Below are 11,806 nucleotides of genomic sequence, written 5' to 3' on the forward strand. Positions count from 1 at the left end.
CCCGGCCGTCCCGTCGTATACGCCGGTCAGCTGGGGAAACGCCCGATCTGATGACCGAAGGTCGGACGTTGAGCCAAACCGGTGTCTACGCTCCGGCCGCGGCGTCCCAGAACGGGTCGGCCTCGTCGCCGAGCAGCAGCGGCACGTCGTACACCGACAGGTCCAGCCGCGGGCGCACGTACCACACCCGGTGGCGCCAGCGCCGGTTCTCGAAAGCGGTGTCCACTTCGATCTCGGCCACCACGGTCGGCTCCACCTGCAGGTAGCGCAGTGGCTCGGGTCGGTCCAGCTGCCCGCTCCAGCTCGGCGGCCGCGGCTGCGGCCAGGGGTGCGGGGCCACGATGCCCCGGTGCTGCTGCGGCCGGAGCGGGGACAGCAGCGCCGGGAGCTCCCGGCGCTGGACCATCGCCAACGGGTGCGTCCTACCCGTGTAGCGCAGGTGTCCTCGTCGATCGAATCGGCCGAGGAGCAGCGTGCCCGGGTTGGCGAGGCTGCCGGTCACCCCGCCGATGATCGCCTCGGTCGCCGCACGCACCCGGAACTTCTGCCAGCCGCGCCGGCCGGGCTCGTACCGGCCGTCCAGCCGCTTGACGACCACACCCTCGATCCCGGCCGCCGTGTACGTGGTCAGCCAATCCCCGGCCTCGTCCATGTCGGTGGTCTGCGGCGTGAGGGTCAGCTGCGCGGGCGCATCCTCGAGCAGCTCCGCCAGCCGGGCCCGGCGCTCGAACAGCGGCGCGTTGATCGCGACGTGGCCGCCGGCGTCGGCGAGCAGATCCCACATGACGTAGTGCGCCGGGTGCTCCCGCGCCATCATCAGCAGGCCCCGTCCGGCGGTGATCCGGCGCTGCAGCCGGGCGAAGCTGGTCCGCCCCCGCTCCCACACGACCAGCTCCCCGTCGAGGATCACCCCCTGCGGGAGGGTCTGGCGGATCGCCCGGGTGATGTCCGGGAAGAACGGGGTCAGGTTCTTGCCGGCGCGCGACTGAAGGTAGACGCCAGCCGCCTCGACGAAGGCGATAGCGCGGAACCCGTCCCACTTGGGTTCGTACGCCAGGCGCGGTCCCTGCGGCACCACGTCCACCGGCGCTGAGAGCATCGGGGCGACCGGCCGACGAAGCACCGGCTCGGCCCGGCCGAGGCTCACCCCGGCCGGGCCGAGCCACCCTGGCTGCGCACCGTGCTCATCTGGCCCCCTGCCGCGATCGTGCCGGACCGGCATGGCGCCGCGGGCGCAGATCGGGCAGGGCGAATGGCTCAGTACCGTGAGCACGGCGACAGCCCCCGCGCACGAAACCGGGGGCCGTCGTCGTGTTCTCGGAGTCCCAGCTACGGGTGTAGCCACTTCCAGCCGGCGAGGCAATTGTGGGTGTCGAAGATCGCGCCCTTGGGCACGTCGACCTCCGTGTAGGACGTCGCGTAGCCGCCGTCATCCAAGCCGTACTCCGGCGGCAGGGACAATCCCCACATGCAGTCGGTCAGGCCGGTACCTCCGTCGGTCGCCCACCTTCCCGGCTCGACAAGGTCGTCCTTCTCGCACCACTCGACGTTCTTGCAGCTGTTGCCGGCTACGAAGTAGCCACACTTGTCGGGCTTGTCGTCGATGCAGTCGCCTCCCTCGTCGGTCATCGTTGTCGGCAGCTTCGGCGTGTAGCTCGGCGAACTGCTCGGTGACGGGGTGGGCGAGGCGCTGGGCGTGGCGGCCAGGGTGGTGGCGGCAGCGGTGGGAGATGCAGCCGCCGCTTGGCGATCCGCCGCCTCCGGCTGATCAGAGCCACGTCCGAGCGCGAAACCGACGGCGAGGATGAGGACGGCAACAGCGACGGCAGCTGCGGCGATGAGGAGCCGGCGTTTGCCGGCTGGCGCAGCCGCAGTGGGTTCGGTCATGCGCACGGATCTTAGTGATCATCAGCGGCGTCGGTTGCCCTCAGACAAGCAGTGTCTCTAAGAGATCGTTTCAGTTTGAGTTGGGCGTGTCGCTTGTGGACAGCAGCAGCGGGCGGTAGATCGGTGGGCTGTGCGTGAGAGAGAGATCGTTGACGGGTTGTGGGAGCGGCTGGGACCGCTGATCCCGACTCGTACCCGCCGGTTCCGCTACCCCGGGCGGTTGGCTCGTGACGACCGGGCGGCCTTGGCGGGGATCTTGTTCGTGCTGAGGACCGGGATCCCGTGGCAGCAACTGCCCACCTCGGCGTTCGGGGTGTCCGGGTCGACGTGCTGGCGGCGGCTCGCGCGCTGGCAGGAACAGGGCGTGTGGCAGCGGCTGCATGAGGTGCTCCTGGCCGAACTGCGTGCCGCTGGCGCCCTGGACCTGGCCTACGCGGTGGTCGACGCCTCGCATGTGCGCGCGCTCAAAGGGGGGACCATGTCGGGCCGAGCCCGGTCGATCGCGGCCGGCCCGGCAGCAAGCACCACCTGATCACCGACACCGCCGGCACGCCCCTGGCCGTGACTCTGACCGGCGGGAACCGCAACGACGTCACCCAGCTCATCCCGTTGATCGACGCCATCCCACCGATCCGTGGCCGCCGTGGCCGACCGCTGCGGCGACCTCGCAAGATCTACGCCGACCGTGGCTACGACCACGACAAGTACCGCCACCTCGTCCGCGCCCGCGGGATCACCCCGGTCATCGCCCGCCGCGGCACAGGCCACGGCTCCGGCCTCGGCCGCCGGCGCTGGGTCGTCGAACGCAGCTTCGCCTGGCTGCACGCCTTCAAACGCCTGCGCACCCGCTACGAACGCCGCGCCGACATCCACCAAGCCCTACTCAGCCTGGCCTGCACAACCATCTGCCTCCGGAAACTCCACAACTCAAAGTGAAACGACCTCTAAGAGGTCCTAACAAAATGATCTCTGGGTCTTCCATCCCTTGTAGAGGGTGATCTACGATGTCGGGCCGTGAGGCGTGGCGAGCAGCCGCCGTGGATTGTGTCGGACGGGCTGTGGCAGCGCATCGAGCCGTTGCTGCCCAAGCCTGAGCGCAATCCACGGCACCCGGGACGCAAGCGGATCCCGGACCGCAAGGTGCTGTGCGGGATCTTGTTCGTGCTGCACACCGGCATTCAGTGGGAGTTCCTTCCCCAACAGCTCGGGTTCGGGTCCGGCATGACGTGCTGGCGACGGCTGGAGGAGTGGAACCGGGCTGGAGTGTGGCAGCGGCTGCACGAACTGCTGCTGGCCGAGCTGCAGGCAGCCGGGAAGTTGGACTGGTCCCGCGCGTGATCGACTCCTCGCACGTGAGGGCCGCCCGACGTGGCCCAAAAGCGGCCCGAGTCCGGTCGACCGCGCCCGCCCGGGCTCGAAGCACCACGTCCTGACCGAGGGCGCCGGCATTCCCCTGGCCGTGTCGCTGACCGGCGGCAACCGCAACGACGTCACCGAACTGCTCCCGCTGATCGACCAGAACGTGGCCCGGGTCGAGCTGTCCATCGACCAGGCGCTCGTGGCCGGGGCAGGGGCCTGACCGACATGGAGCTGGTGGAGCTGGCCACGTCAAAGTCGCGGCTGTCGGGCGGCAACCTGGTCGCCGCCGGCGGCTGGGGTGCCCTGTCGGAAATTCTGTGGGAGCTGTGTGAGGGCTGGAAACGACCGAGGGCCTGCTGGACCTCCCGGGCATCACGATCCCGCGCGGCGGCGGTATCGAGGTGCCAGCCAACCTCGACTTCCGGGACCTGCATTCGGGGATCGGCTTCGTTCAAACCGAAGCCGACAGCACCGCGGGGGTCGACAGTCCTCGCACCGGGTGCCGACGGTGAACTGGGCGGGGACGCGCCTCGAAGGGACGTCTCGTAACCCCGCTGCCTGGCTTTTGGGGTTCGTCGAAGAGGTCACCACTCAGGAGGTGCTGGTCATGGCGCCGCCAGTCGGACTGGAGTCTCACCTTCCAGGACCGGCAGCCGCTACAGCTTGGCTCACATAATTGTCATTTTGCAGCGCCGGGCAGTCTTGTCTCGTCGACGGGACCTGCACAAGTTCTGATCGCGCCAACGCCCGTTGCGGAGATGACTAGGACCTCGGAGTGGATTGAAGCCCGCGGGCATGGCCTGTTGGGTCCTGAGCCCCTGCTACGCGGGTGCTGCACTGTGCTGTGCTGTGCTGTCATGGCGTTGCGGCATCGACAGGGTGAGTCTTCACCACGTCGGTGCCGCGTAGCTTCGTCAGCACGGCGTCGAACGCGAGCCCGGCAGCGAACCCGACTGGCACGATGAAGTATCCGAGACGAGCGGCGCTGTCTCCCTGGAGCAGATTCGGGTTGGTTGTGAGCTGCGCCGCGAGAAAGAGAACTGCGGACAGTCCACCGGCGGCAGCGCCGAACACCGCGGCGCGTAGCCACTCGCCGACCTCGTCGAAGACGTTGCGGATCAGCGCCCCGGACACCGCCGCGCACAGCGGTCCGAAGACGAGCAGGGTTACCGCCGCCCAGGTGCCGGACCGCCACGCCGTGGCCGCAGGCAGCGTGGCGAGACCCGCCGCCAGGAAGACCAACGCGGACAGCAGGCTCCATGCTCGACGGCGCGTCTCGGCGGTCGTCTGACGCTGTAACTGTTCCTGCTCGCTCAAGCGCCGTTCGTGCTGCCGGAGCAGTGACCCGACGACTGCTTCTGCTGAACCAGGACGCCACCTGGACACCATCGCCGACAGGTCTTCCTCAGACGCGGCGTCCGGCTCACCGTGCATGCGTTGCCACGCCTTCTCGGCAGATCCCCCGAACGTGCCGACCGGCGCGACTGCGACTCGCCGGGACAGCGCAATGAGCCCGGCGATGAACGTCGACCGGCCGCCGCCAATGAGCAGGATTGCATCGACCTGCAGCAGTGCCCGGTAGAACGAAACCTCCCAATCGGGTGTGGGCTCGGGTCGCGTGTCAAAGAGTTCGGGGTTGGATTGCGCCTCGGGGAAGTCCGTGGGATCAGCCCGATACGGACCGCGCACCTCGATGCCCCCCGGCCTCGCCTGGCCGGACTGGGCGTAGCCGCGCACTACGGCGGACTCGACGAAGCCTTCGTCGCTGCTGAAGACCACCAGCCGGCACCCATGCTGTGCCAGTTCGCGCCCGATTTCCTCGGCGGCGCGGGCGGCCACCGCCACGTCACGCAGCGGTGGATCGTAGGAACGCCCTGTCGCCACGCTGCCCACTACAGCCACCGTTGGCGCGCTCATGCCACCTCCCGGGCGATGCCGGCAACGATCTCGGTCGGAGACATCCGCGTGGCGCGACGGTATTCCAGTTGGCTGAACAGGTCCACGCCCGAGTCCGCAAGCAGCACCGGAAACACCCGCATTCGACCGCCGAGAGCGGCATCCATCATCCGTCGCCCTTCTTCCATGCAGTAGGAGCTCGCGACATAGTTCGGCGACAGCAGGGGCACTCCGATCGCGGCCGTCGCCAAGCTGGCCAGCATGTGGTCGAGCCACCGTGCGCCGTGTGGTATTGCGGCCGGCTTCCTGTAGTCGAAGACCTCTTGGAAAGCGCTACTGAGCTCGGCGCCGATTCGATCGGCGTACTCGTGATCTTCTTTCGCGTAGCTGAGGAACACGAGGTGATTCAGCTTGGCGGCCGACTGGAAATAGCCCTGGGCGTCGACCCGGTTGTCGATAAGACCTGGCTCACTTAGGATCTGCCCGATCCGTTCCTCCAAGGCGACTTGCAGGCGCTCCGGGTCGCTCCAACGGATGAGGTCCTTTGCGTAGTGTGGGGCGAGTTCGCCGTAGATCAGTTCTTCCGTTGCGACGTCCGGTGGTCCATCCACCGGCCCAATCCGCAGGACAGGTATCCCATGGCCCCGCAGGAACGCCACTGCGGCCACGGCCGACGGTTGGCTCAGGTCGGCCAGCACCCAGTCGCACCTCTGTAGCTGCGCGATGAAGCCACCGTCGATGGCGATGGGCCAGGGCAGGACTTCCACCGCATAGTTGAACGCCTCGACGGCGGCCGCGATAGCGCCTCGCGCCTCGCCCGTTGGCGGTACAAGCAATCCGACTGCGGCGGTGTCGCGCGCTGACCGCTTCTGAGAGTGGTTGGCGATCGATCGGCAGAACGTGGCGAACTCGTCGCGAAGATGCCGCCGTGTTGTCTCCATGCCTTGGCTGAGGATCTCCTGCGCCGAGTAGCGGAGGCTGACGGAGCCCGGCGGCCCATGCAGCCTGTTCCCGAACCGTCGGTCGATGAACAGGATCGACGGCTTGCGGTAGCGCATCGCCATGTCGAGCTCGAGCTTGAAGTACCGGGTGGCCCGCACCAGATCTGCGGCCGGCAGACGCTCAAACGGATCGTCGCTCAACGAGTAGATGCCAGCGAAGATCTCGACGTCGCGGATCATGCGTTCCAGGCGGGTCGTGCTCGTTGCCTTCAGCCCCCGGTCGACCTCGAACTGGACATCGGCGACCTGGTCAATCAGGTCGAAGAACTGCAGGTTCACCGCGGGCGACCGGTAGCGGTGGCTGAGGAAGACCTTGACGTTAAGCCGGTCACTGGGTGCGGTCACCCGGTGACAATTGCAAGCACCCTGCGCGGCCGTCAAGAACCAGAGGTACCGACCCGGGCCGGCTTCCTGTACTGGCTTGACCTATCCCGGGCAGAGCTATGGCACGCGGCTGGGTGCGGTGTACGCGGAGCAGTTCCGGCAGCGGGTGCGCGCGATGGTGGGTTCGACCCCACCATGGGCACGGTCGAGCGCCGGCCCGCGGCGTATGGCGGGGTCCAGCGCGCCTTCGAGGCGATGGCGCTGCCTGAGCGAAGGTGGCGGACTGTCCGCTGGGGGACCGTCCCGAGGGCGTGGACGTCGACGTTCCAGAAGATCGTTCAGGCGCTGCGAGGCAAGCCGGTGCCGCGCTTGCCGATCGCCTTCCTTTCCGATGCGCCGGCCTCTTGGCCGGTGCACGGCGATGATCGCCGGTTCGCGTAAGGTCCTCACATGCAACCGAGGGCGTTCGAGCAGCACATTGCAGTGTTCGGGGAGAGCGGCAGCGGAAAGACCGTCCTACTCTCGTCGTTCTACGGTGCCACGCAGGAGCCGCAGTATCTGAAGAGGAGCCTGTTCCACGTCCTGGCAGAGGACATCGGCCAGGGCAACCGGCTACACAAGAACTACCTCGGCATGAAGGACGAGGGAACGCTGCCGCTCACCACCCGCTTTGCCGCCACGTCGTACGCCTTCAAGGTACAGATGAAGGACGGATCAGATCCCGCGGCGGCGAAGTCCCGGCCGTTCGACGTGCTGCGGGTGGTCTGGCACGACTATCCGGGGGAGTGGTTCGAGCAGTCCGTGCAGAGCCCGGAGGAGGCCCAGCGCCGCGCGGACACCTTCCGGTCCCTGCTGAGCTCGGACGTCGCCCTGCTGCTGGTGGATGGCCAGAAGCTGCTCGACAACGCGGGCGAGGAGGACCGGTACCTCAAGTCTCTGTTCAGCAATTTCCGCAACGGCGTGCTGTCGCTACGGGACGAGCTGCTGGAGGACGGCAAGCCGCTCGCCCAGTTTCCCCGGATATGGGTGATGGCGCTGTCGAAGGCCGACCTCCTGCCGGACATGGACGTATACAGGTTCCGTGATCTGCTCGTCGCCAAGGCATGCGAAGACCTCGAGCAGCTGCGCGAGGCGATCGCCGGGCTGGTGGAGGGCCGCGAGGCGCTGTCGGTGGGCGAGGATTTCGTGCTGCTCTCGTCGGCGAAGTTCGAGCCGGGCAAGATCACGGTGACCGAGCGGGTCGGGTTGGATCTGATCATGCCGCTGGCCGCCGTCCTGCCGTTCGAGCGGCATCACCGGTGGCACGAGTTGACACAGCTCCCAGCACGCATCTTCGAGGCCCTTCTCGGCCGTGCCGACGACCTGGCACTCGCGCTGCTGGCTAGGACCAGGCTGCCCGGTCCGCTGGGCCTGCTGATGAACCTCGTCGGTCCCGACCTCTTGAGCAACGCGGCGAAACTGGCCGGAGACAAGCTCCGGGCGGTCAACGCCGAGGCGCTGTCCAAGAAGGAGTTCCTCTCGGCCACACTGACCGGCTTCCGGATAGACCTGGAGAAGGGCGAAGAGAACCAGATCCTGCTCCGGAGCGTGCGATGAGCCTCATCTGGGCCACCCGCGGCCGGGCGTGGGGTTTCCGTTTCCTGCTCACCGGCGGGTTCCCGGACCCCCTTCCGGAGTACGAAGCCGCTTTCGTGGGCGCTGGCGATGCGCCGGAGATCTGCCACCCTGTCGGGGACAGGGTGGCGTTACGAATCGTGGATCCCCTGGGGCGTAAGGACCAGTCGGGCCGGCTGATCCCGCACGAGTTCGTCATCTTCGGGCCGCAGGCCGCAGAGATCCGTTCGGTGGCGGACGGTCTTGCGCTGGTGTGGCCGCAGGTGGCTGGGGAGTTCGAGCGAGTCTGGGAGATGCCTCGGCCGCCTGTCTGAAGCCGATCGTGGACATCTCGGTGGCGCTGGAGCTCAGCGACACAAGTTTCAGCCCGAATCCCGTGACGCTCGAGGTTGCCCTGCTTCCGCAATAGCCCGGCCAGCTGCTCGGCGGCGGGCGCAGCTCCGGCACTCGCAGGCCCGCCCACATCGGGAACCTCCGGGAGCCGTTGAAACGATATCCAAAGTTCGCCTTGTTCGTGCCCTTCGGGGCGTGCCCCTTCAGGGAGTCGGTCGCAGGGCCGTACTTCGCCACGGCTGAGCTCTCTCGGCTTGCCGACGTGGTTCGCGTCTTTCGCGCAGGGGTTCGCTGACCGGGCTGCGGCCGGTACGCGACCGTGGCCCGCTACCCAAGAACGGCGTAGTGGGCCACAGTGGCATCACCCGGCCCCGGGATAGGCGCGCAGGTCGCCGAAGGGGCCGTTGGCAGCCCGGCCCCCGCCGAGTCCAGCTACGGTGACTGTCGACCGATCGAGATGGCGCCGACGTTGCGCAGCCCGAGATGGGCATCGGTTCGTGTCGATCATCGATCATCGATCATCGATCACGAGCCGGGACGTCGGCGCCAGCAACGGTTGATGCGGCTACCTGGGCGTGAGTTGTAGTTCGCCACGAACGGCGATCATGGATTCGTGGTCGACGTCGCCCCTCGGACACAGATTTTCCGCATCTATGTGCTGTTTCACGTGTTCGTGTTCAAGCGCGCTTGAACACCTCATCTACCCTCTGGCGTCTCTGCGGGTGACCGCCGGGCGGGGGTGGTCGTGGTGACTGCCTCGTTCGTGCCGCCGGTGATCCCCAAGGTGGTCCCCGGCGGCGGTGCCGGTGGTGGTCCGGTGGGTCGGAGTCGACGGCCGCTTCCCGTACCGGCGTTGGAATCCGGATCCCCGCGAGCGACCGACGCCGTCTACGCGTTGAGCGCGGTTGACAAGAGCGGCCGGGTCGCCGATCGCAGTATCGTCCGGGTGCTTGGCTGGGGGCCGGGGGCTCGGCTGGACATCCGCGAGCAGGCGGGAATCATCGTGGCCCGGCCGGCAACCGATGGTGTCCACTGCGTCGGCGATCGTGGTCACCTCCATCTGCCGTTGGCGGTGCGCCGGTGGTGCCGGCTGACGGCCGGGGACCGCGTTCTGCTTGCTGCCGACCCTGCCGCTGGCGTGCTGGTGGCCTATCCCCTTGCGGTGCTCGACCGGCTGCTGGCTGATGTGCACGCCGCCGTGGCGGGGGGTGAGGCGGCGTGAGTCAGACCTTCGCTGGCCGGGCGGAGTTGGAGGCGGCCCGGTTGCTGCTGGAGCGGATGGGCATCTCCCCGGCCGATCTGCTGGAGGTACGGCCGACTCGCCCGCCGGCCCCGACGTTCGCCGAGTACGTGCCGGTGGTGGCCGCTGCGGTGTCGCCGGGTACTCGTCGGGCGTACGGTTCGTACTGGAGTCGGGTGGTCCAGGCATGGGGGGATCGGCGTATCGACGAACCCCGACCGTCTGAGATCGAGCAGTTGCGCGCCCAGGTGCAGGCCAATGTGGTGGCGCGACGCAACAACCGGGGCGGCCGATCGGCTGCCGAACATCTGGTGGCCGCGCTGCGCTGCCTGTACCGGCGGGCGGTGGCCGACGGGTACCTGGATGCGGCCGACAACCCGGCGTTGAAGGTGGACAAGCCACGCCGGCTGCCCAGCACCCGGCGAGCGATCGGCGACGTTCCCCCGAAGGTGAACATGTCTGCCGTGGCCGCGCTCGCCCTCACCTTGGCGCTGGCTCCCGCGCCCACCCCGTCCGCCTCCCCCGGCACCCTCCGGAGGGCTCGTCGGTGGCCTGCTCGACGGTGTTGGCGGGCTGGTCGGCGACCTGCTCGGCGGTGCCACCCCGAGCCCCGACCCGTCGCCGACCCCCGGCCCCTCGGTGCCGGGTCGGTCCGCAACGCCGGCACCGTCCGGCACGGCGGCGGGGGTGTCGCCGATGCCCGGCCGCGCCGCCGGTGCCCCGGCGGGTGTCCCCGCCGGCGGCGTTCCCGGGGCTTCGACGTCGACAGCGCCGGGCGGGAGCGCGACAGTTCCGGAGGCGCTCCCGACCGAAACCGCGGAGGAGACCGACCGGCTGTTGCTCTACGCCCTCGCCCTCAGCGCGGCGGCGGTGCCGGTGCTGCCGCTGACGCGGCGGCGCCGCTCCCCGACGGCGGTGGCGCCGGCCGACGCGCCCCGCCCGGCGCCGGATCCGGAGCCGGCGCCCGACAACGTGTCCCGGCTGCCGACCGACCTCAACGGCATCTACGAACTGGGCCGCCTCGACGAGCGCCTGAGCCAGCAGCGCAACCGCCGTTCCTGACCGGCCGGTGTGCGGGGACGACGAAAGGGCCGGCCCCCGGGTGGGGGCCGGCCCGTGTCGTGTGTGCCGGGTGTCAGGAGGTGCTGTAGCCGCGGGTGGCGATCCAGTCGGCCAGCGCGTCGGTGGTCATCCAGTACTCGGCGGTGTCCGGGTTCGCCGAGTCGGCGATCTTCACCTGGTGGCCGCCGTCGCGGTAGCCGGTGACGCTGATGTAGTGGCCACCCTCGAAGGAGTGCACGCCGCCGTCGGTGTCGTAGGCGGTGCCGGCGATGTTGGCGACCACGGCGCGGCCGTCGTCGACGGTGCGCATGACGTCCTCGCGCAGCTTGTCGGTCTGCTTCTCGTCAGCCTTGGCGTCGGAGATCTCGACGCTGCGGTAGACGTCCTTGCCGGTCTCCTTGTTCAGCACCGGGGTGATGTCGTTGATGGAGTCGGTGCCGGCCTCGGTGGTGCCCATCCGCTCGGCCATCGAGTCGACGTCGATGTCCTTGCCCTGCACGGACAGGGCGTTACGGGCGGCGGCCGGGCCGCAGTAGTAGAAGTTGGGCTGCGCCTCGTAGCGCACGTCCAGCTCCCGGTTCTTGTCGCCGCCCTTGCGGTCGCCCTTGCGGTCGGCCTGCACGGCGGGCTTGTCGGCCGGGGCGGCGAACGCGGTCGCCGGGCCGGCCAGAGCACCGCCGAGGAACGCGGCACCGGCAGCGGTCAGCACGGTCTTACGCAGAAGATCGGTACGCATGATTGATCACGCCTTCCGTTCGAGGGAATCGCGCGTCCGGCAGACAAGAAGGGGGGATACGCCGACCGCGCGGGAAAGGGTGTCTCACGGGACAACCCGGCGGGGTGCTCGGGTGTCCGGGGGATGTAACCGTCCCGGGCCCGGGGCCATTCCGGCCGTGGCCGCCGCTGGGTGCCCGGTGGGGCGCTCGACGGCACCCCTGTCGGTTACGCCATGTACAACGACCCGGCCCACCCACCCATTTCATGACTGGGGTGGCCCCGACCACGGCACAGCCGACCTGATCCCGGACATCCACCCCCAGGACACCCAGCCAGAACCGGACACCCCACCCAGACCGCACCAACGCCGCAA

The 11,806-nt window shown here is 68.8% G+C and carries 11 protein-coding genes and 1 pseudogene; 7 read left to right on the forward strand and 5 right to left on the reverse strand.

The annotated features are described in order from the left end of the window. Positions 1–85: 85 nt before the first annotated feature. Complete coding sequence (locus tag V6U89_RS16825; RefSeq protein WP_334572136.1) at positions 86–1,099, reverse strand: ATP-dependent DNA ligase; 1,014 nt, start codon at positions 1,097–1,099, stop codon at positions 86–88. 230 nt (positions 1,100–1,329) lie between these two features. After that, positions 1,330–1,887, reverse strand: coding sequence for a hypothetical protein (locus tag V6U89_RS16830; RefSeq protein WP_334572138.1), 558 nt, complete (start codon positions 1,885–1,887; stop codon positions 1,330–1,332). 130 nt (positions 1,888–2,017) lie between these two features. Here V6U89_RS16830 and V6U89_RS16835 point away from each other — a divergent pair. Then, positions 2,018–2,823 (forward strand): IS5 family transposase gene (locus V6U89_RS16835; RefSeq protein WP_334572139.1). Its coding sequence is split into 2 segments (ribosomal slippage): positions 2,018–2,354 and positions 2,354–2,823, totalling 807 coding nucleotides; the frame shifts between segments, so codons are not numbered across the junction. A 105-nt stretch (positions 2,824–2,928) separates the two neighbouring features. Further along, positions 2,929–3,403 (forward strand): annotated as a pseudogene (locus tag V6U89_RS16840) (IS5 family transposase); the annotation flags it as partial. A gap of 698 nt (positions 3,404–4,101) precedes the next feature. Here V6U89_RS16840 and V6U89_RS16845 read toward each other — a convergent pair. Both V6U89_RS16845 and V6U89_RS16850 read right to left on the reverse strand, forming a co-directional pair. After that, positions 4,102–5,163 carry a hypothetical protein gene (locus tag V6U89_RS16845; RefSeq protein WP_334572140.1) on the reverse strand — a complete coding sequence of 354 codons (1,062 nt, stop codon included), beginning with the start codon at positions 5,161–5,163 and terminating at the stop codon, positions 4,102–4,104. Beyond that, a complete protein-coding gene (locus V6U89_RS16850; protein WP_334572141.1) occupies positions 5,160–6,488 on the reverse strand; it encodes a toll/interleukin-1 receptor domain-containing protein in 1,329 nt (442 codons plus the stop codon). Before V6U89_RS16850 ends, V6U89_RS16845 begins: the two co-directional genes overlap by 4 nt. A gap of 174 nt (positions 6,489–6,662) precedes the next feature. Here V6U89_RS16850 and V6U89_RS16855 point away from each other — a divergent pair, with 174 nt between their 5' ends. The 5 genes from V6U89_RS16855 to V6U89_RS16875 all read left to right on the forward strand — a co-directional run bounded on the left by V6U89_RS16855 (position 6,663) and on the right by V6U89_RS16875 (position 10,716). After that, entirely contained in the window at positions 6,663–6,908 is a 246-nt protein-coding gene (locus tag V6U89_RS16855; RefSeq protein WP_334572142.1) for a hypothetical protein, read from the forward strand. 42 nt (positions 6,909–6,950) lie between these two features. Beyond that, positions 6,951–8,063: a TRAFAC clade GTPase domain-containing protein gene (locus V6U89_RS16860; protein ID WP_334572143.1), complete on the forward strand. Its 1,113-nt coding sequence runs from the start codon at positions 6,951–6,953 to the stop codon at positions 8,061–8,063. Continuing rightward, the gene (locus V6U89_RS16865; protein WP_334572144.1) at positions 8,060–8,395 is read left to right on the forward strand and encodes a hypothetical protein; all 336 of its coding nucleotides are present in this window, start codon (positions 8,060–8,062) and stop codon (positions 8,393–8,395) included. Before V6U89_RS16860 ends, V6U89_RS16865 begins: the two co-directional genes overlap by 4 nt. 767 nt (positions 8,396–9,162) lie before the next feature. Then, positions 9,163–9,636 carry a hypothetical protein gene (locus V6U89_RS16870; protein WP_334572145.1) on the forward strand — a complete coding sequence of 158 codons (474 nt, stop codon included), beginning with the start codon at positions 9,163–9,165 and terminating at the stop codon, positions 9,634–9,636. A gap of 714 nt (positions 9,637–10,350) precedes the next feature. Then, entirely contained in the window at positions 10,351–10,716 is a 366-nt protein-coding gene (locus V6U89_RS16875; RefSeq protein WP_334572146.1) for a hypothetical protein, read from the forward strand. Positions 10,717–10,789: 73 nt separating this feature from the next. Here V6U89_RS16875 and V6U89_RS16880 read toward each other — a convergent pair whose 3' ends face one another. Next, on the reverse strand, positions 10,790–11,452 hold the full coding sequence (locus tag V6U89_RS16880; protein ID WP_334572147.1) for a C39 family peptidase: 663 nt from the start codon (positions 11,450–11,452) through the stop codon (positions 10,790–10,792). Positions 11,453–11,806: the final 354 nt, after the last annotated feature.

It is taken from the genome of Micromonospora sp. CPCC 206171 (assembly GCF_036906755.1).
In the GTDB taxonomy this organism is placed as follows: domain Bacteria; phylum Actinomycetota; class Actinomycetes; order Mycobacteriales; family Micromonosporaceae; genus Micromonospora; species Micromonospora purpureochromogenes.